Origin of the sequence: Pseudomonas palmensis, from assembly GCF_017848315.1 — a bacterium.
GTDB lineage: Bacteria > Pseudomonadota > Gammaproteobacteria > Pseudomonadales > Pseudomonadaceae > Aquipseudomonas > Aquipseudomonas palmensis.
Map to the genome: position 1 here is coordinate 1 of NZ_JAFKEC010000010.1, position 17,442 is coordinate 17,442.

At 64.0% G+C, this 17,442-nt stretch carries 19 protein-coding genes, 1 tRNA gene and 1 pseudogene; 10 read left to right on the forward strand and 11 right to left on the reverse strand.

The genetic code is table 11. The annotated features are described in order from the left end of the window. Nucleotides 1–260: pseudogene (locus JZZ72_RS08250) on the forward strand (LysR family transcriptional regulator); the annotation flags it as partial. A 51-nt stretch (nucleotides 261–311) separates the two neighbouring features. Further along, a complete protein-coding gene (locus JZZ72_RS08255; protein WP_043862734.1) occupies nucleotides 312–770 on the forward strand; it encodes a MarR family winged helix-turn-helix transcriptional regulator in 459 nt (152 codons plus the stop codon). A gap of 78 nt (nucleotides 771–848) precedes the next feature. Here the strand turns inward: JZZ72_RS08255 and JZZ72_RS08260 are convergent, their stop codons facing one another. Both JZZ72_RS08260 and earP read right to left on the reverse strand, forming a co-directional pair. Beyond that, nucleotides 849–1,421: an elongation factor P gene (locus tag JZZ72_RS08260; RefSeq protein ID WP_043862733.1), complete on the reverse strand. Its 573-nt coding sequence runs from the start codon at nucleotides 1,419–1,421 to the stop codon at nucleotides 849–851. A gap of 48 nt (nucleotides 1,422–1,469) precedes the next feature. Continuing rightward, on the reverse strand, nucleotides 1,470–2,603 hold the full coding sequence (gene earP / locus JZZ72_RS08265; protein ID WP_210014276.1) for an elongation factor P maturation arginine rhamnosyltransferase EarP: 1,134 nt from the start codon (nucleotides 2,601–2,603) through the stop codon (nucleotides 1,470–1,472). 137 nt (nucleotides 2,604–2,740) lie between these two features. Here earP and JZZ72_RS08270 point away from each other — a divergent pair, with 137 nt between their 5' ends. Together JZZ72_RS08270 and JZZ72_RS08275 are read left to right on the forward strand one after the other, a co-directional pair. Next, nucleotides 2,741–3,133 (forward strand): hypothetical protein, encoded by a 393-nt coding sequence (locus JZZ72_RS08270; protein ID WP_058541059.1) that lies wholly within the window; start codon nucleotides 2,741–2,743, stop codon nucleotides 3,131–3,133. Between the two features lies 1 nt (nucleotide 3,134). Further along, the gene (locus JZZ72_RS08275) at nucleotides 3,135–3,617 is read left to right on the forward strand and encodes a GreA/GreB family elongation factor (protein WP_043862730.1); all 483 of its coding nucleotides are present in this window, start codon (nucleotides 3,135–3,137) and stop codon (nucleotides 3,615–3,617) included. 38 nt (nucleotides 3,618–3,655) lie between these two features. Here the strand turns inward: JZZ72_RS08275 and JZZ72_RS08280 are convergent, their stop codons facing one another. Then, on the reverse strand, nucleotides 3,656–4,543 hold the full coding sequence (locus JZZ72_RS08280) for a LysR family transcriptional regulator (RefSeq protein ID WP_054915830.1): 888 nt from the start codon (nucleotides 4,541–4,543) through the stop codon (nucleotides 3,656–3,658). A 106-nt stretch (nucleotides 4,544–4,649) separates the two neighbouring features. Here JZZ72_RS08280 and JZZ72_RS08285 point away from each other — a divergent pair, with 106 nt between their 5' ends. Then, complete coding sequence (locus tag JZZ72_RS08285; RefSeq protein WP_210014277.1) at nucleotides 4,650–5,840, forward strand: MFS transporter; 1,191 nt, start codon at nucleotides 4,650–4,652, stop codon at nucleotides 5,838–5,840. Nucleotides 5,841–5,943: 103 nt separating this feature from the next. After that, nucleotides 5,944–8,103, forward strand: a complete 2,160-nt coding sequence (locus JZZ72_RS08290) for a TonB-dependent siderophore receptor (protein WP_210014278.1) — start codon at nucleotides 5,944–5,946, stop codon at nucleotides 8,101–8,103. Nucleotides 8,104–8,191: 88 nt separating this feature from the next. On the opposite strand, the gene JZZ72_RS08295 is transcribed toward JZZ72_RS08290, so the two are convergent. The 3 genes from JZZ72_RS08295 to JZZ72_RS08305 form a co-directional block, all read right to left on the reverse strand. Further along, nucleotides 8,192–8,707, reverse strand: coding sequence for a DUF6630 family protein (locus JZZ72_RS08295; protein ID WP_043862726.1), 516 nt, complete (start codon nucleotides 8,705–8,707; stop codon nucleotides 8,192–8,194). A gap of 78 nt (nucleotides 8,708–8,785) precedes the next feature. Then, nucleotides 8,786–8,875: transfer RNA gene (locus JZZ72_RS08300), tRNA-Ser, on the reverse strand. Then, entirely contained in the window at nucleotides 8,871–9,068 is a 198-nt protein-coding gene (locus JZZ72_RS08305) for a hypothetical protein (RefSeq protein ID WP_143516616.1), read from the reverse strand. The genes JZZ72_RS08300 and JZZ72_RS08305 overlap by 5 nt, the downstream gene beginning before the upstream one ends. 75 nt (nucleotides 9,069–9,143) lie before the next feature. On the opposite strand from JZZ72_RS08305, the gene JZZ72_RS08310 reads away from it, so the two are divergent. From JZZ72_RS08310 to JZZ72_RS08320, 3 genes are all read left to right on the forward strand, one after another. Next, nucleotides 9,144–9,833 carry a crotonase/enoyl-CoA hydratase family protein gene (locus JZZ72_RS08310; RefSeq protein ID WP_043862725.1) on the forward strand — a complete coding sequence of 230 codons (690 nt, stop codon included), beginning with the start codon at nucleotides 9,144–9,146 and terminating at the stop codon, nucleotides 9,831–9,833. A gap of 146 nt (nucleotides 9,834–9,979) precedes the next feature. After that, nucleotides 9,980–10,723: a lysophospholipid acyltransferase family protein gene (locus JZZ72_RS08315; RefSeq protein WP_043862724.1), complete on the forward strand. Its 744-nt coding sequence runs from the start codon at nucleotides 9,980–9,982 to the stop codon at nucleotides 10,721–10,723. A gap of 43 nt (nucleotides 10,724–10,766) precedes the next feature. Continuing rightward, entirely contained in the window at nucleotides 10,767–11,738 is a 972-nt protein-coding gene (locus JZZ72_RS08320) for a magnesium and cobalt transport protein CorA (RefSeq protein WP_043862723.1), read from the forward strand. A gap of 3 nt (nucleotides 11,739–11,741) precedes the next feature. On the opposite strand, the gene JZZ72_RS08325 is transcribed toward JZZ72_RS08320, so the two are convergent. After that, a complete protein-coding gene (locus tag JZZ72_RS08325) occupies nucleotides 11,742–12,470 on the reverse strand; it encodes an amidotransferase (protein ID WP_210014279.1) in 729 nt (242 codons plus the stop codon). Between the two features lie 548 nt (nucleotides 12,471–13,018). Here JZZ72_RS08325 and JZZ72_RS08330 point away from each other — a divergent pair. Then, complete coding sequence (locus tag JZZ72_RS08330; RefSeq protein ID WP_210014280.1) at nucleotides 13,019–13,834, forward strand: c-type cytochrome; 816 nt, start codon at nucleotides 13,019–13,021, stop codon at nucleotides 13,832–13,834. A gap of 42 nt (nucleotides 13,835–13,876) precedes the next feature. On the opposite strand, the gene JZZ72_RS08335 is transcribed toward JZZ72_RS08330, so the two are convergent. From JZZ72_RS08335 to JZZ72_RS08350, 4 genes are all read right to left on the reverse strand, one after another. Then, entirely contained in the window at nucleotides 13,877–14,206 is a 330-nt protein-coding gene (locus tag JZZ72_RS08335; protein ID WP_043862720.1) for a ribonuclease E inhibitor RraB, read from the reverse strand. A gap of 198 nt (nucleotides 14,207–14,404) precedes the next feature. Beyond that, nucleotides 14,405–14,641 carry a hypothetical protein gene (locus JZZ72_RS08340; protein ID WP_043862719.1) on the reverse strand — a complete coding sequence of 79 codons (237 nt, stop codon included), beginning with the start codon at nucleotides 14,639–14,641 and terminating at the stop codon, nucleotides 14,405–14,407. Between the two features lie 73 nt (nucleotides 14,642–14,714). Then, nucleotides 14,715–16,049 carry a T6SS immunity protein Tli4 family protein gene (locus JZZ72_RS08345; protein WP_210014281.1) on the reverse strand — a complete coding sequence of 445 codons (1,335 nt, stop codon included), beginning with the start codon at nucleotides 16,047–16,049 and terminating at the stop codon, nucleotides 14,715–14,717. Next, nucleotides 16,046–17,221, reverse strand: coding sequence for a hypothetical protein (locus JZZ72_RS08350; RefSeq protein ID WP_152644119.1), 1,176 nt, complete (start codon nucleotides 17,219–17,221; stop codon nucleotides 16,046–16,048). The genes JZZ72_RS08345 and JZZ72_RS08350 overlap by 4 nt, the downstream gene beginning before the upstream one ends. Nucleotides 17,222–17,442: the final 221 nt, after the last annotated feature.

Here is a 17,442-nt window from a genome sequence, read left to right on the forward strand (position 1 = left end):
TGCTGTTCGGCGCCCTGGCTGGCCTGGGCATCGCGCACCTGCCCACCTGGCTGATCAGCGAGTACCTGCTGCGCGGCGACCTGCTGCCGCTGTTCTGCGAGAACGGGCTGCCCCCGGCCGAAACCAGCGGTGTCTATGCATTGCGCCTTGAACATGAAACGAACTCTCGCAGCCGTTTGCTGCTCGAATTCCTCAAGAGCCGCTTCAGCCCCATCCCTCCCTGGGACCTGGCACTGCAGAGCGAGCTGCGCTGGCAATAGCGCGCATAGCATGCGCGCCACCATTTCATGGACCAGATAGAAAGGAGCCGCATGAACGCCACCTCCAAAGCGCCCGTTTACGATGAGCTGCTGCTCGACAATCAGGTGTGCTTCGCCCTGCACTCCACGTCACTGCTCATGACCAAGGTGTACAAGCCACTGCTGCAGGCACTGGGCCTGACCTACCCGCAGTACCTGGCCATGCTGGTGCTATGGGAGCAGGACGGGCTGACCGTCGGCGAAATCAGCCATCGCCTGCTGACCGACCCCGGCTCGCTCACGCCCTTGCTCAAGCGCCTGGAAGCCGAGGGCCTGCTCAAGCGCACCCGCAGCCGCGAGGACGAGCGCGTGGTGATCGTGCAACTGACTGCCCAGGGGCGTGCCCTGCAAGCGCAGGCACGCTCGATACCGCCGTGCATCCTGGGCGCCAGCGGCCACTCGCTGGAGCGCCTGCAACGCTTGCAGGCCGAGCTGCTGGCGCTGCGCGACAACCTGCAGAACAGCCTCTGACGGCGCCGCAGCCGCGCACGCAGGGCATAAAAAAACCCGGCCTTGGCCGGGTTTTCGTGTTCGCGCAGATCGCCAGGTTTAAACCTTGGCGCGGCCCTTGTAGGAGCCACCTTCGCGGGTGTCGATCTCGATCCAGTCACCGATCTCGATGAAGTCGGCAACCGACAGCTCGGTACCGTTCTTCAGTTTGGCAGGCTTCATGACCTTGCCGGAGGTATCGCCACGGGCGGAACCTTCGGTGTAGTCGACCTGACGCACGATAGTGGTCGGCAGCTCTACGGAAACCAGGCGGTCTTCGAAGAATACGGCTTCGCACACATCGGTCATGCCTTCTTCAACGAAAGGCAGAACGCTTTCGATGTCTTCGGCGTTCAGCTCGTACATGGTGTAGTCGGTGGTGTCCATGAACGTGTAGGTGTCGCCGCTGATGAAGGACAGGGTCGCTTCTTTGCGGTCGAGGATCACGTCGTCCAGCTTGTCGTCGGCGCTGTAGACGGTTTCGGTCTTGTAGCCGGTCAGCAGGTTTTTCAGCTTGGTCTTCATGATCGCGCTGTTACGGCCCGATTTGGTGAATTCAGCTTTCTGAACCAGCCAAGGGTCGTTGTCGATACGGATCACGGTACCGGGTTTCAGCTCTTTACCAGTTTTCATTGCGAGATATCCGAATTTGGATGGATTTACAAAAATCGAGGCCGCATATCATAGCGAATTTCGACAAAACTGTACCAGCGCCGTGGCAAGGTCCGGCTGAGCGGCCTGCGCGGCGCACCAGCGCTCGGCGTGGGCGCTCAGTTCCGGCCAGTGCGCCAGCAGCTCGCGCCACGCCTGGCCCATGTCGCGATCCATGTTCCAGGCCCGCCACAGCGCCACCAGCGCGGCGGCTGCCGGGGCCGACAGGCCCTGGGTGTAATGGTCCAGAAAGGCCTCGAGCTTTTCCCAGTGGGCGTACTCTTCCTGCACATAGATATGCCACAGCAGTGGCCGCCCGGCCCACTGAGCACGCACGAACGAGTCCTCGCCGCGCACCGCATTGAACTCGCAGCACCACAGCAGCCGATCATAGTCATCCTGGCTGACGAAGGGCAGGATCTGCACCGTCAGCGCCCCACGCTGCGTCACACTGCCCACCCCCAGCCCGCTCTCGCCCAGCCAGGCCTGCACATCCCCCAGGATGCGCCCCTCGGGCACCAGCAGGTGACTGGGGCGGGTGTCGGCGGCCAGCACATCGAGCCAACTGGCCAGGCCCGGGTTCTCATAGGCGAACAACGAGATCAGCCGTGCACCCTCATGCACCCTCACGCCCAGGCCGCGCAGGAATGCCTGACGGGCCTGCGGGTCGTCTTCGAACGCCTTGCGCCGCGCCAGCAAAGTGGCTTCGCGCAGCAACCCGCCGGTACCGGGCGTGAACCCCGGAAAGAAGAACACCTTGCGCAGACCATTGGCCTGGGGCGACGGCAGGCCGTGGCAGCCTTCCACCCAGCCCTCGGCGCTCAGGTACTCCAGGTTCAGCCACACTGCCGGCACGGTGCGGTCCTGCATGGCCTGGACATAGGCCGCTGGCAAGTGGCAGCCGAAGGCGCCGATCACCACGTCCGGCACTGCCGTCGGCTGCCAGTCGGCCGGCCACAGGCACACCTCGACGCCTTGCTGCCATTGCTGCCGGGCCTGGGCGTCCGCCTCGGGGCACAGGCGCACGAAGGCCGCCAGTTCATCCACCCACAGGCGCACCGCCACGTCGTGTTCGGCCACCAGTTGCCGGGCCAGGCGCCAGGTGACGCCGATGTCGCCATAGTTGTCGACGACGCAACAGAAGATATCCCAGGTCGGTTTCATGGCAGGCACCTCGCGTTGAGCCGGAAACAAAAAGCGCCGATTGTCCGGGTTAATCATTGCAGACAACAGTAGCGAGGCTGAATAAAACCCGCGCTGCATGCGACAATCGCCGCCATTGTCCTGGCCAGGAGGCTGCCATGTCGTACCGTGCGCGTCGCCGTGAACTGAAAATTTCGCAAAACCCGCTGCAACTGATCCTGTGCGTGGCCATCGGCCTGTGGCTGGGTTTCGTCGCCATCATGCTGACCCTGTGGCTGGGCTGGCAGTACCTGCCCGACCTGCGCCAGCCACTGCACGAGGTGATCGCCCCGCCCGCGCCGGCCCTGGCGCCGCAGCAGTCGCCGGAGCAGAACCGCATGTTCGAGCAGTACAAGCAGATCCTGCACGATCAGGCGGTGCAGCAGGCCGAGGAGCAGGCCCAGGGCAGCCCGCGCAACCTGTCCAACCCCAGATGCCAGTTCTGGCTGCAACAGAACCGTACCGCCCCCACCGAGAAAAGCCGCGCCAATGTCCTTGAGTTCTGCAACTGAGATGAACAAGACCGACCTGCTGGCGCGCATCATCGAGCGCCTGGGCGTCGACCTCGACGTGGCGCAACGTGCTGCGCAGACCGCGTATGAGGCGGCCACTGCCGAGGAGAACATCGCCGAGAACAAGTACGACACCCTCGGCCTGGAAGCCTCGTACCTGGCCACCGGGCAGGCCCGGCGCATGGAGGAGATTCGCCAGGCACGGCTGGCGTACCAGCAACTGACCCTGCGCGACTACGACCCCGAGGCCGGCGTGCAACTGAGCAACCTGGTGCTGCTGGCCGACGAACAGGATCGCCAGCAGCGCGTGTTCCTGGGGCCGGAAGCGGCAGGGCTGAAAATCGGCGAAGGGCAGGCGCTGATCACGGTGATCACCCCGCGCTCACCTTTGGGGCAAAGCCTGATGGGCAAGCTCGAGGGCGACGAGGTGGTGCTGGTACTGGGCAATGGGCGCCAGGTCTACGAACTGGTGGAAGTGCTCTGAAGCACTTCGCTGGCTTGCCAGCAAAGAGGCTGCCACGGCTAATGGCTTGCCCTTGCCGCCAGGTTCTGCTCCAGCAACTGGACGAAGGCCCGCGCCGCCGGCGTCGGGGTGGTCGACCAGATCGCGTACAGGTGGCGCACCGGGGCATCGCACACCGGTACTGCGGCTACGCCCTTGAAGCCTGCGGCGATCCTTGCCGGCACCAGCCCCAGGGCCAGGCCACGCTGCACGAACTTCTCGATCAGGCCGATACTGCCCACCTCGAACTGCACCCGATGACGCACCCCTGCGGCGGCAAATGCCTCGTCGGTCTGTCGACGCGCGCCGCTGCCAGCCTGGAAGTCCACCAGAGGCTGGTCTTCCAGTTGCTCCAGCGCCAGACGCCCGATGCCTGCCAGCGGGTGCTGCAGCGGCAGCACCGCCACCAGCTCCTCGGCCGCCAGCAGGCGCGACGCCACCCCCGCCAGCGGCTCCCCCGGCCAGACGCCGATGAACGCCACATCCAGGCGCCGTTCGCGCACATCGGCAATCAGCAGCTCGCTCTTGCCGATCAGCCAGCGAATGTCCACCTGCGGGTACTGCCCGTGAAAACCGGCCAGCAGGTCCACCAGGTCCAGCTCGGTCAGCGAGCTGATCTCGCCGATGGACAAGCGCCCGCGCACTTCGCCACAGGCTGCGGCCACGTCCTCGGCGATGCGCCGGGTGGCCTCCAGCGCCGTGCGTGCGCTGAGCACGAAGGCTTCGCCGGCAGGTGTAAGGCGCACCCGGCGCGAGCTGCGCTCGAACAGCAAGGTGCCCAGTTGCGACTCCAGGCGCGCCACCTGATGACTCAAAGCCGACTGCACCACATGACAACGTTCGGCCGCACGGGTGAAACTACCGGTATCGGCCACCGCCAGCGCGTATTCGATCTGCTTGAGGTTCATCTTTCCATCTGCATAAGAGATTGATGGGATCTAAACGATTCATTGGCGTCATGCTAGCGCATTTTCGATAATGCACTCCCCTTCCCCCCTGACAACGAGACGGTCCATGGCCCCCGCCACAACTCACCTGAGCCGCGCCCTGATTCTGCTGATGGCCACCGCCACCGGCCTGGCCGTGGCCAGCAACTACTATGCGCAGCCCTTGCTGCACAGCATCGCTCAGCATTTCGGCCTGACCACCGCCACCGCCGGCAGCATCGTGATTGCCGCCCAGCTGAGCTACGGCGCCGGCCTGTTGCTGCTGGCGCCGCTGGGTGACCTGTTCGAACAACGCCGCCTGATCGTCAGCATGATCGCCATCGCCACGGTCGGCCTGCTGATCAGCGCCTTCGCCCCCAGCCTGATGTGGCTGCTGATCGGCACCACCCTGACCGGACTGTTCTCGGTGGTGGCGCAGGTACTGGTGCCGATGGCCGCCGGCCTGAGCGACCCGTCCGAGCGCGGGCGAGTGGTCGGCACGCTGATGAGCGGCCTGCTGCTGGGCATTCTGCTGGCGCGCACCGCTGCCGGGTTCATGGCGACCCTGAGTGACTGGCGCAGCATCTACCTGCTGGCCGCTGCGCTCATGGCCCTGAGCGCCATCGCCCTGGCCAGGGCCCTGCCCGAGCGCCACCAGCACGCCGGGCTCAAGTACCCCGCACTGATCGGTTCGGTGTTCCGCCTGTTCGTGGATGAGCCGGTGCTGCGCCTGCGCTCGTTGCTGGGGCTGCTGTCGTTCTGCCTGTTCGCGCTGTTCTGGACACCCCTGGCGTTTCTGCTGGCAGCCGAGCCTTACCACTACTCCGATGCGGTGATCGGGCTGTTCGGCCTGGCCGGTGCGGCCGGCGCCCTGGCCGCCAACTGGGCCGGGCGCCTGGCCGACCGCGGCAAGGGCTCGCTGGGCACCACCGTGGGGCTGCTGGCCCTGGTGCTGGCCTGGGTACCGCTGGCCTTCGCCCAGGTGTCGCTCGCCGCCCTGCTGATTGGCGTGCTGGTACTCGACCTGGCGGTACAGCTGGTGCACGTGAGCAACCAGAACGCGGTGATCGCCCTGCGCCCCGAGGCGCGCAACCGACTCAATGCCGGGTACATCACCTGCTACTTCATCGGTGGCGCACTGGGCTCGCTGCTGGGCACGCAGTTGTTCCAGGCCCACGGCTGGAACGGCATCGTGGTGGCGGGGCTGGTGATCGGCGGCGTGGCGCTGGTGGTGTGGCTGTGGGTGGAGCGCCGCTCGGCTCAGGTGAAGGCCGCCTAACGGCGTTCGCCAGCAAGGCTGGCTCCTACCCGCAGGCCCCCTTCAGGTAACATGGCGCCCCGCCTGCCGGCGCGCCTGTTGCTGGCCTTCAAGGAACCTGCGCATGACCCTGCACCACCCTCGCCTGCCCCTGGGGCTGCTGAGCCTCGGCCTGGCCCTGAGCTCGTCCACCACCCTGGCCGACAGCGGCATCACCCTCGCGCCCCTGAGCGTGTCCGATGTGCTCGAGGACGGCTACCAGCCACGCCAGGCCTCGGTGGCCGGCTTTGGCGCGGCGCCGTTGCTCGACACCCCCGCCTCGGTGTCGGTGTTCACCGAACAGTTGCTGCAGGACCGCCAGGTGCGCCTGCTCAGCGAGGTGCTGCAAAGCGATGCCTCGGTCGGCGAGAGCTATGCGCCCATCGGCTACTACGAGAACTTCAACGTGCGCGGCTTCGAACTGGACGCCGCCCACAGCTACACCATCAACGGCCAGACCATCGCCGGCGAGCAGAACGTGGCGCTGGAGAACAAGCAGCAGGTCGAGTTGCTCAAGGGGCTGTCGGGCCTGCAAAGCGGAGTAGCTGAACCCGGCGGGCTGATCAACTATGTGACCAAGCGCCCGCAGGATATCCGTTCGCTCACGGTATCGAGCACGGCCCTGGGCGAGCGCTACATCGCCACCGACCTGGGCGGCTGGTTTGGCAGCGAACGCCAGTTCGGCCTGCGCGCAAACCTGGCCCATGAAGATATCCGCTCCTACGTCGACCATGCCGACGGCCAGCGCGACTTCGCTTCGCTGGCCTTCGACTGGCAAGTGAACCCGGATGCGCTGCTGCAACTGGATGTCGAGTACCAGCAGCGCGAGCAGCGCTCGGTGCCCGGCTACCAGTTGCTCGGCGGCAACCGCCTGCCCCACGGAATCGACCCCGACGATCGCCTGGCCTATCAGCACTGGGCCAAGCCGGTGCAGATCGACTCGCTGAACCTGGGCGGTCGCTTCGAATACCGCTTCAGCGACACCTGGACCGGCAGCGTGAGCGCTTCGCGCAGCCGCGTGGTGATCGACGACTACAGCGCGTTCGCCTGGGGTTGCTACGGCGCCGCCAGCTGCGCAGGCTCGAAGGTGCCGAACTACTTCAGCCCCGAGGGCGACTACGACATCTACGACTACCGCAGCCCGGACGATACCCGGCGCACCGACGAGGCACAGGTCACTCTCAACGGCTTGTTTGCCCTGGCGGGCCTGGAGCACGAGCTGACGGTCGGCAGCAGCGCGCAACGGCGCACTGTCGACCAGCGACCGACGTTCAACGAGTGGATCGGCAGCGGCAACATCTACCAGCCTACGCCGGCACTGGAGCCCTTCGACGGCAGCCCGGGCCACCGCGAACGCCGCCTCGACAGCCGCCAGTACGGCCTGTTCGCCAGCGACCGGATCAGCTTCGACGAACACTGGCAGACGGTACTCGGTGCGCGCGTTGTACGCCTGGACGAGCAGGCCTTTGGTGAAGATGGCAACCTGCGCCGGCATACCCGGCAATATGAACTGCTGCCCAACGCCGCGCTGATCTACAAGCCGCGCGCGGACATTTCGCTGTACGTCAGCTACAGCAAGGGGCTGTCGTCGGGCAATGCCGCGCCGTGGTTCGCGCTCAACAGCCAGGACATCCTGGCCCCCACCACGTCACGCCAACTCGAACTGGGTATCAAGCGTGATTGGCAGCGCATGAGCCTGAGCGCGGCGCTGTTCCAGCTGCGCCAGGGGTATCAGTATGCCCAGCCGGATGGCAGCGGTGACTTCACCTACGTGCAGCAGGGGCAGCAGAAGAACACCGGCCTGGAGCTGGCGGCCAGCGGCTGGGTAACGTCGAACCTGCAGATCAACGCCAGTGCCGCGGCCATTCGTGCACGGGTCGGCGGCAGCGGCACGCGGGCGTACGACGACCATCAGGCGCTGAACGTGCCGAATCTGCGCGCGGCGCTGCAGGCCGACTACAGCCTCCCGGGAGTACCGGGGTTGGCGCTGCTGGGTGGGGCGCGCTACAGCGCGAGCAAGTATGCCAACCAGGCAGGTACGGTGGCGGTGGGTGGCTATGCGGTGTTCGACATTGGCAGCCGCTATCGCACGCGCATCGGCGGGTATGACACGGTGCTGCGCCTGACAGTGGATAACGTGTTCGATCGGCGCTACTGGAGGGACGCGGGGGAATATCTGGGCGACGGCTACCTGTTTCAGGGCGCGCCGCGAACTGCGCGGGTGTCGGCTGCTGTGAGCTTCTGAGAATGCGTTCGCCGGCAAGGCCGGCTCCTGCACAGGCGTTCGCGTTGCCTGCAGAAGCCAGCCTGGCTGGCGAACAGCGCGCCGCCGATCAGAACGGCTCGCTACCCTCGCGGAACTGCACTTCCAGTATCCCGGCGATTTCGCTCAGGTCGGCCGCCGCGGCCGGGGTGGTGATGAAGCCGCTGTAGCAGTCCTCCAGCGTCGACCAGTTCCACAGCACCAGGCCCTGCTTCTGAAGCTCGGCATGGGCCAGCACCATCAGTTGCGACACGCTGTGGTTTTCCAGGAAGTCTTCATCTTCCGGGTCATCCACGCCAAAGGTCACCTGGGCGTCACGTGCTTCTGCCAGTTGCTGGACGCTTTGCACGAACGACTCGGTGTCCTTCCAGTCGACGTAGAACACCGACTCCCAGTCGGCGATGTCCTTGACCATCCACATCAGTTGCTTGGGATCGTCCTCGAACTCTTCGATGTCATCCTCGTCCAGCTCCAGCTCGCGAAACGCCTGAAGATGCTCGGCGGCCATTTCGGGCGTGGGGCTGACAAGAGCAATCAATTGCTCGGCGGCAAGAATCTGCTGTTCGGAAAAGCACTCTGCAAGCATCTGAAACTTCCTTTTCAATGGCCCAACAAAAAGCCCCCGGACTCTTTCAAGTTCGGGGGCTCTTCGCGTATCTGAATATGGCGGTGAAGAAGGGATTCGAACCCTTGATACAGTTTCCTGTATACACACTTTCCAGGCGTGCTCCTTCAGCCACTCGGACACTTCACCGGTTCTCGCCAAGCTGTTCAGCCTGTCGAGGCGCGCTAATGTAGTCGAAAGCACTTTGAATGGCAAAGGTTTTTTTCAGAATATTCATGCGCTTAAGCCAGCAGTGGCAAAGCTGCCAATCTCTGGCGTGGTTCGGCTGTGGTCCATGCACGAAGCCCGTGGTGCCGGGGCCGGCGTGCTGCGCCTGACTCATCGGTCAGCCTTGGTGCTTTACCTGACCGCGGCAGCTGGGTAACGTCAGCCCCACTCCACCTAAAGGAACTCTGTCATGAGTGAGCTGGTTACCTACCAACTGGAAGACGGCATCGCGACGCTGACCCTGAACAACGGCAAGGTCAACGCCATTTCACCGGACGTGATCGCAGCCTTCAACGATGCACTGGACCGTGCCGTGCAGGATCGCGCCGTCGTCATCCTCACCGGCCAGCCGGGCATCCTCTCCGGTGGCTACGACCTCAAGGTGATGACCTCTGGGCCACAGGCCTCCATCGCGCTGGTGACCGCCGGCTCGACGCTCTCCCGGCGCCTGCTGTCGCATCCGTTCCCGGTGATCGTCGCCTGCCCTGGCCACGCCGTGGCCAAGGGTGCATTCCTGCTGCTGTCGGCCGACTACCGCATCGGCGTCGAAGGCCCGTTCCGCATCGGCCTGAATGAAGTGCAGATCGGCATGACCATGCACCACGCCGGCATCGAGCTGGCGCGTGATCGCCTGCGTCGCTCGGCCTTCCACCGCTCGGTCATCAATGCCGAGATGTTCGACCCGGCCAGTGCCGTGGATGCCGGCTTCCTCGACAAGGTGGTGCCGGTGGAGCAGTTGCACGCAACCGCCCTGGCAGCGGCGCAGCAACTCAAGACCATCAACATGAACGCGCACAAGAAGACCAAGCTCAAGGTGCGCAAGGCGCTGCTGGACCTGCTGGACGACGCGATCATTCGCGACCAGGAACACCCGGTCTGATAGCGGGTCGCGCCATTCGCCGGCAAGGCCGGCTCCTGCAGGGGACGCAACCGTTGCAGGAGCCGGCCTTGCCGGCGAAGCTTTAAGTTTGCCCCGGGCTGTGCACAACCGTACACTGCGCCGCGTTTTGTCCGGGGTTAACCACAATGCTGTTTCTGATCCGCATGCCCCTCCTGGGCCTGCATTTTGTTCTGGTGGGCATACTGGGTGTGCTCATCGGCCTGTGTCGGCCTTTCAACCCCGACAACAGCCGCGTGTTCGCGCGCCTGTATGGCTGGCCCGCCACCTGGCTGATGCGCCTGCAGGTACAGGCCGAAGTCGGCCCGCTGTTCGACCAGCCCCCGGGCTGCGTGATCGTGGCCAACCACCAATCCAACCATGACCTGTTCGTGCTCGGTCACGTGGTGCCGCCGCGCACGGTGTGCATCGGCAAGAAGAGCCTCAAATGGATCCCCCTGTTCGGCCAGCTGTTCTGGCTGGGCGGCAATGTGCTGGTCGATCGCAGCAACGCCTACCAGGCCCGACGCGCCATGCAGACCACCACCCGCACCCTGCAGGAACAGGACACCTCGATCTGGGTATTCCCCGAGGGCACGCGCAACGCCGGCGATCGGTTGCTGGCCTTCAAGAAGGGCGCGTTCCACATGGCCATCGAAGCCGGCGTGCCCATCGTGCCGGTGTGCGTGAGCCGCTACGCCAGGCGCCTGAACCTCAACGGCTGGCGCAAGCAGAAGGTGATCATCCGCTCGCTGGCGCCGATCTCCACCACCGGCATGACCCACCAGGATGTTCCCGCCCTGGCCGAGCAGTGCCGCGAACAGATGCAGCGCTGCATCGACCTGATGGAAAAAGAACTGCAGGCCAGCCGCGCAGTTGCCGATTTGTCGTAGTCATACCAAGCTAGGGGCATGACAACGGGGGAAAGGCACAACCATGGGTCGAGTCGTAGCGGCAGCGGTCTACAGCGCCGGTAGAAAAGTCACCAACATCAGCCTCGACGAGGGCGCCGAGTGGGCCAGCAAACCGGGGCACTTCGTGTGGATCGGGCTGGAAGAGCCCTCCGCGCAGGAACTGGCCAATCTGCAGCGCCAGTTCAACCTGCATGAACTGGCAATCGAGGATGCGCTGGAAAAGCACAGCCGGCCGAAGCTTGAAACCTTCGGCGATGCCTTGTTCATCGTGACCTATTCGCCGGTACGCCAGGACGGCAGGCTGGAGTTCATCGAAACGCATATCTTTGCCGGCAACGGCTACATCATCACCTGCCGCAACGGCCACTCCAAATCCTATGCCCTGGTACGCCAGCGATGCGAGGCCCGGCCGCTGCTGCTCGAGCACGGCGAAGACTTCGTGCTGTATGCACTGCTCGACTTCGTCACTGAAAACTACCAGCCGGTGAGCGAGGCGATTCACAGCGAGATCGAAGAGCTGGAAAACAACGTACTCAGCAGTTCGCTGCAGGAAGACGATATCCGCCGCCTGCACGGCCTGCGTCGCGACATCCTGCGCCTGCGCCGCTATGTGGCACCGATGGTCGAGATCAGCGAAGAGCTGCAGCGCCTGGCCTTCCCGTTCATCGACAAGAACATGCGCCCGTATTTTCGCGACGTGCAGATCCACGTGACGCGGCAGATGGAAGACCTGTCGAGCATCCGCGACATCGCCAGCCAGACCATCGAGATCGGCATGCTGCTGGAGTCGTCACGCCAGAGCATCACCCAGCGCAAGTTCGCCGCCTGGGCGGCGATCCTGGCCTTCCCCACCGCCGTGGCGGGTATCTACGGGATGAACTTTCAGAACATGCCGGAGCTGAGCTGGCACTACGGCTACTTCACCGTGCTGGGGGTCATCGCCCTGGGCTGCACGGCACTGTTCGCCAGCTTCAAGCGCTCCGGCTGGCTGTAGGCCTCAGGCGGCGCTGCCCTGTGGCTTGTGCGCGACAAAGCGCATCATCCACTCGGCCACCGTGGTGCCCTGGTGTTGCTGGTCGAGGCTGGCCACGCCCTTGCTGTAGACCTCCGGGCCCAGGTGCTGCTGGCGCAGCTCGAGCAAGGCACGGGAATAGTCGTAGATGAACTCGGGGTGGCCCTGGAAGCACAGCACCTGGTCGCCAATGTGATAGGCGGCATAGGGGCAGAAGTCGCTGGAGGCGATCACTGTGGCGTTTTCGGGCAACTGGGTAACCTGGTCCTGATGGCTGATCAGCAGGGTCAGTTCCTCCACCTGCGGGCTCATCCACGGCGCCTTGGCCGCCATCACGTAGCGGTGGGTTCCCACCCCCCAGCCCTGGTGCGCGCGCTCGCTGCGCCCGCCCAGCAACAGGGCCAGCAACTGGTGGCCGAAGCATACGCCCAGCAGCTTGTCGCCGCGCTTGTAGCGGTCCAGCAGAAAGGTCTTGAGCCTGGCGATCCACGGGTCGTCGCCAAACGAGTCGGCCTTGCTGCCGGTCACCAGGTAGGCGTCGAACACCTCGTCGTCGTCGGGGTATTCACCGTTCATCACGTTGTACACGCGAAATTCGGCGGCAATCGGCTGATGGGTGAACAGGTGCTCGAACATCCGTCCGTAGCCCTGATACTGATCGACCAGCTCGGGTCGCAGGACATCGGTTTCCAGGATGCAGATGCGTAACGACATAGATTTAGTCCCGAACGACATGAGGCACAAAGTGTCGCTAGAGCCTGCCGCGAATGGCGCTCGGAGGCAAGTGTTCACTCGGACGAACGGTCACACTGTGCAGGCCATGCCCCGGAGCGCACGCACGTGTCTAGCTGAAGGGATGGTCGCCGGATGGCCCTTGGCCTCATAGCCGTAGGGCCTTAGAACCAATTATTTAATACGAAAGCGTTCTAAAACACGGGTGACGTTGACCCTAAGGTTAGTTGTATATCGAAGCAAAGCAGGTCCGATGCGGGGGCAACGCGGACATTTCGACAGCGCTCGCGGGTTATCACGGACCCTGGCCAAGGACGCCACACGGCATTCAGGAATAACAACAAAAAGGCAGACCGCCATGTTCAAGCACTCCAAAGTACGTCAAGCCGGCCTCATCCTCTTCGCCACGACGCTGCTGCTGATCGTGCCCAACCTCACACGACTGTTCGGCTGAAGCCCACCCGTTCTGTAACCAGGCATCATCGCAACGCTGGTGTATCCTGCCGGCCTGAATGGTTGGAGAACGCCCGATGCGTCATTGCCTTGCCCTGATCCTGCTGTTGAGCCTGCCCCTGCACGCCGCACAGCTGACCCTGAACCTGGGCGGCGCCGAGCGCCAGTGGAGCACCGCTCAACTGCTGGCTCACCCGCAGGCGCGGGATATCCGCATCGACGGTGACGTTTCCTACAAGAAGACCATGCACTACCGCGCCGTGCCCATGGTGGCGCTGCTGGAGGGCGTAGCCCCCGGCGATCATCTGCAGGCCGTGGCGCTGGATGGCTTTGCCGCCGAACTGCCCGCTGCCCCGTTGCTCGGCAACGGCCCGGCACGCGCCTGGCTGGCCATCGAGGACCCCGCCCACCCATGGCCAGCCCTGAGCAAGGGCAAAGGCAGCGCCGGGCCCTTCTACCTGGTGTGGACCCAACCGCAGGCAGGCCGGATCAGCCCCGAACAATGGCCCTTCCAGCTTGCCACCATTCGCCGCCTGGCCCCTGTGGCATCGCGCTTCCCGGCACTGCTGCCAGACCCGCAACTGCGTGAGGACGACCCGGTCAACCTGGGCTTTGCCGTGTTTCAGAAAAACTGCCTGGCCTGCCACCGACTCAACGGTGCCGGCGATGCGCAGTTCGGGCCCGACCTGAACCTGCCCTTCAACCCCACCGAGTACTTCCAGCCGGCGTTCTTGCGCCGTTACATCCGTAACCCGCAAAGCCTGCGCCAGTGGCCACAGGCGCGCATGCCCGGCTTTGCCGAAACGGTGATCAGCGACGCAGAACTGGACCAGTTGCTTGGGTACCTGGCGCACATGGCCAGCCGCAAGCGGTCCGGGGTGGAAGTACCCTGAAAATGGATGGGGGCGGCATGGCCGCCCCGCGGATACACAGGTTCAGGCGAGCAGTCGCTCCTGCTTGACGCCCCAGCCCTGTATCTGGCCGCCCAAAGGGGAAACTGCCAGCTCGAAGTCATGCTCGAACTCGCCGATGCCGCCATAGGTGGCGAACATCAGTTTGCTCAACTCCAGCTGCCACCCCTCGTCGCTTTCGCGTACCTGGGTGTTGATCGATTCACCACGAAACTTGCCTGCGGCCCTGCGCGCCCGCTCCTCGTCCGGGAACACCGCATAGAACTCGATGGGATGGATCTGGGCAAAATCGAAACCGCCTTCTTTCATGCGGCGTAGAACCGTGCTGCTGATGTCCTCATACGGGCTGCTCATGAATCGTCCTCCTCGTCGCGATGGATAGACTTTCAGTGCATTACGCACTGACCCACCCTGCCAAACGTGGGTGGGCAACTCGAGCGGATGTAGCGGATGCAGCGATGGTTTAAGGGAAAAGGGCCGGCTGGGTAAATAACCCGTGACCCTGGCTGCAGACTAGCGCCAATCACCAGGGTATGCCAGTAGCGCGAGCGCTCAGGGCTGTTCTTTGATTTCCTTGATCTCCACGCCGCTGTCCTGCTTCAGCCATTCGGCAGTGGGCATCGACACGCGGCCCTCGAAATCATTGAGGTCCGCCTTGTCCACGACAGGATAGAGGTGGGCGCGAATCACCCGAGCCGCCTCTTCGATACTGGGCTGCTGCTCGGCGTCAAACGACAGCGAGGTCCTTTCGCCTTTCTGGTCAACAAAGGTAATTACCCACGCTTTCATTGGATTCTCCTCAGTAACGCGACTCAGGGTGAATCAGCCTTACCTTCCGTTGACCCCGCGCCTGGGCGGTTGTTCAGTCGGCCTGCGGCGCAAAACGATGGCCGCCCGGCAGCGCCCGGATGCTTTTCAGGGTCTGCAGCATATCGACGCGGGTGCGCTCGAACGCAAGCTGCGGCTGGGAATGATCATCGAGCACCGTCAGCCCTACGCCAGGCTGGTATCCAGTGGGCGGAGCGTCGCCGTCGAGCGTGAACGTTTCGTAATCCACCGGCTTGTGGTACGCATCATAGGCCTTGTAGCGCGCACCGCGAAGGTTGCCGTCGAGGGCGCCGACAAGCACGCGCAGCGGGCCGAAGATGTCGGTCTGGACGAGCGTTGGAAACCGCCTGGAGATCACCTGCTCCAACAGCTTCGGCATGAAATCGGCGTCTTTCCTGATCTCGCGCCCCATGCTCAGGCGGTGCAGCAGGTGCGGGTTGCCCACGGGGTTGAAGCCCAGCGTTATCGAATGATGCGGGGCGCCATCGTCGGCAATGAACCCGAACGGCAGGCAAAAGCCGCGCTGCTGCGGGATTTCGTATTGCTCGCGGGTTCGAAAGGCCGCCAGCAAGGCACGTGCCCTGGGCTCGACACGTTCCAGTGAGACCGGTACGCCGGCAGCGTCCGACCCTGCATGAAATACAAAGCGATAGATGCGCTGGTTACGCCAGAGATGGGCCGTCATCTCACCCGGCACCCAGTCGGCGAACGTATCTGCTATCCCCAGGTCCAGAAAGCGCTCTTGCTCGAACAATGCGTCGGTCGGCCACTTGGCCTGTTCCTCGAGATAAGCTGCGCGTTCAGCCTCCAGTTTGACGGTGGGGCGCCCCGTGGCCGAGAACTCGCGGATCATGTCGTTGAGTACGAACAACTCGGTGCTCACCCAGTTGATTCGCGTAATGGTGTCGTCCAGGGCGCGATGCTGTTCAAGCAACGCGGAATAGTCTTCGTCGTCAGCCTTTTTTGCATCGATCTGGGCTTGCAGCGCGTCGATCTGCGCACGTACCACGCGTGTTTGCGCCGAACCGCGATTAGGCCCGTGGATAAGCTGCAGGCGATCGAAGACATTGCGATCCGTCACGGGGCTGACTTCGATCTTCACCAGGTAGGTCTGCTCGGGTGTCACGCCCTCGCCATACATGATCTGCTGGCCACCCGGGGCGATGGTTGGGCGCACGGGGTCGAAGTCCGGCTTTTGCCAGTAGCCCCCGGCAAGGTGCCAGGCAATCTCCTTGGGCACATCGAACTGCACCCGCCCCATGCACTCGGTACGCCAACCCGGCGGCGTCTGGTAATCCGGCTCACCCAGCGCCGACAGGGGCGTTGCCAGCAACGCCAGCCACATCCAGCTCATGTGTAACGACTTCATGTACGTTTCCTTTTCTGTGCCACTTGCGGTGCGTTCGGCAGGGCCTGCACCTGCCCCAGTATCTCGACGGCTTCTGTCTCCAACAGCTTCAGGCTCAGGCCGTCGCGGCTGTGCAACTGGTCCACCTGCAGGATCATCGAAGGAACGGGCGTGGCGCCCAGGTGCGCTGCGCGCAGCTGGAATGTTTCGCGGCGATCCGTTTCGTGTTCGAGGTACCACTTGGTCAGCGTGGTGGTTTGCAGGATGGTCATCTGCCCCAGCCGGAACTGGCGTTCCGGCAGTTGCTCAAGTACGGGGAAATCAGCGCGATCGAGCGACAGGTCGGCGGCCCGCCGGGCCTCGAACTGCTCGCGCAGCGACTGGCTGGCCACCTGAAGGTCGTAGCGGACCGCCTCCTGGTGCCGCCCGAACCACGCGGCGCGCACCACATAGGGGGCTGTGCCGTCATCGGCCAGAAAGCCGAACGGCAGGCATATACCCGGTTGCCGAGGCACTTCGAAGGCGGCGCGGGGACGCAAGGCGGCGAGCACACGGCGCACATGCGGGTCCAGCCGCTGCAGCACCTGCTCGTTGCTCACTCCACGTTCGATGTAACCGAAGTTGAGCTTGTAGACGCGCGACTGGCGCCACAGCACCACGGTCAACCCATGCTCGTTGTACACCGCATAGCCATCCTCCAGGGCAAAGTCCGGCAGGACTTGCCACTTGAAGCGATCGGAGACGGGGTACCCCGCGTCTTCACGGTTGAGCCGCTCAAGCCGTGCCTGCAGCGTGTCCACTGGCCAGCCCTTGCCCGCGAAGTCGGCGATCATCGCCTCGAGCGACGCCCGCTCACCGGGGATCTTGTCGATGCGCTCGAAGGTGCGCGCTAGTGCCTTGTACCGTTCGTTCAAGGCGTAGTACTCGCTCGGCTTCTGGGCCTTTAGGTACGGGGTCATCAGGTTCCCGATGCGTGTCTGCTCGGCCATGATGTACTCGCCCTGCGCATTGGCCCGGCTCAGGACCAGACGATCCTTGAGGCGGTCGTACAGCTCACGGGTAGTGAGCGGGCTCACATCGATGGTGACCAGGTGCGATTCCCCGGAGAACACCGGCGCGCCATAGTCGGCCTGCCACGTATCGCCACCAGGCATGAAGCGGGCGAACGGCTCGCCCAGGCGAAGACCGCTCATTTGCCACTCCAGGCTGGCCGGTACCACAATGCGCGAGCGCCCTACACATTCCTGAGCCATCTGGGGCGCAGGCGATACGGCATCAGCCACCGCCTGGATCGAATGGCACAGGCAAACCAGCAACACGAACACACGCACGCAAACATCCTTTTTGCGGGACCGCTGTCGGCCCCTCTTGCTGAGGCGCGTGATTTGAGCACCCACGGCCCGAAAAGCCAAGA

Excerpts from the sequence above, each read along its gene's own strand:
- JZZ72_RS08320 (WP_043862723.1), top strand. The coding sequence starts at position 10,767 with ATGGGTCGAGTCGTAGCGGCAGCGGTCTACAGCGCCGGTAGAAAAGTC.
- JZZ72_RS08280 (WP_054915830.1), bottom strand. The coding sequence starts at position 4,543 with ATGAACCTCAAGCAGATCGAATACGCGCTGGCGGTGGCCGATACCGGT.
- JZZ72_RS08335 (WP_043862720.1), bottom strand. The coding sequence starts at position 14,206 with ATGAGCAGCCCGTATGAGGACATCAGCAGCACGGTTCTACGCCGCATG.
- JZZ72_RS08310 (WP_043862725.1), top strand. The coding sequence starts at position 9,144 with ATGAGTGAGCTGGTTACCTACCAACTGGAAGACGGCATCGCGACGCTG.
- JZZ72_RS08295 (WP_043862726.1), bottom strand. The coding sequence starts at position 8,707 with ATGCTTGCAGAGTGCTTTTCCGAACAGCAGATTCTTGCCGCCGAGCAA.
- JZZ72_RS08260 (WP_043862733.1), bottom strand. The coding sequence starts at position 1,421 with ATGAAAACTGGTAAAGAGCTGAAACCCGGTACCGTGATCCGTATCGAC.
- JZZ72_RS08325 (WP_210014279.1), bottom strand. The coding sequence starts at position 12,470 with ATGTCGTTACGCATCTGCATCCTGGAAACCGATGTCCTGCGACCCGAG.
- JZZ72_RS08290 (WP_210014278.1), top strand. The coding sequence starts at position 5,944 with ATGACCCTGCACCACCCTCGCCTGCCCCTGGGGCTGCTGAGCCTCGGC.
- earP (WP_210014276.1), bottom strand. The coding sequence starts at position 2,603 with ATGAAACCGACCTGGGATATCTTCTGTTGCGTCGTCGACAACTATGGC.
- JZZ72_RS08340 (WP_043862719.1), bottom strand. The coding sequence starts at position 14,641 with ATGAAAGCGTGGGTAATTACCTTTGTTGACCAGAAAGGCGAAAGGACC.
- JZZ72_RS08315 (WP_043862724.1), top strand. The coding sequence starts at position 9,980 with ATGCTGTTTCTGATCCGCATGCCCCTCCTGGGCCTGCATTTTGTTCTG.
- JZZ72_RS08255 (WP_043862734.1), top strand. The coding sequence starts at position 312 with ATGAACGCCACCTCCAAAGCGCCCGTTTACGATGAGCTGCTGCTCGAC.
- JZZ72_RS08345 (WP_210014281.1), bottom strand. The coding sequence starts at position 16,049 with ATGAAGTCGTTACACATGAGCTGGATGTGGCTGGCGTTGCTGGCAACG.
- JZZ72_RS08285 (WP_210014277.1), top strand. The coding sequence starts at position 4,650 with ATGGCCCCCGCCACAACTCACCTGAGCCGCGCCCTGATTCTGCTGATG.
- JZZ72_RS08350 (WP_152644119.1), bottom strand. The coding sequence starts at position 17,221 with ATGAGCGGTCTTCGCCTGGGCGAGCCGTTCGCCCGCTTCATGCCTGGT.
- JZZ72_RS08270 (WP_058541059.1), top strand. The coding sequence starts at position 2,741 with ATGTCGTACCGTGCGCGTCGCCGTGAACTGAAAATTTCGCAAAACCCG.
- JZZ72_RS08275 (WP_043862730.1), top strand. The coding sequence starts at position 3,135 with ATGAACAAGACCGACCTGCTGGCGCGCATCATCGAGCGCCTGGGCGTC.
- JZZ72_RS08305 (WP_143516616.1), bottom strand. The coding sequence starts at position 9,068 with ATGAGTCAGGCGCAGCACGCCGGCCCCGGCACCACGGGCTTCGTGCAT.
- JZZ72_RS08330 (WP_210014280.1), top strand. The coding sequence starts at position 13,019 with ATGCGTCATTGCCTTGCCCTGATCCTGCTGTTGAGCCTGCCCCTGCAC.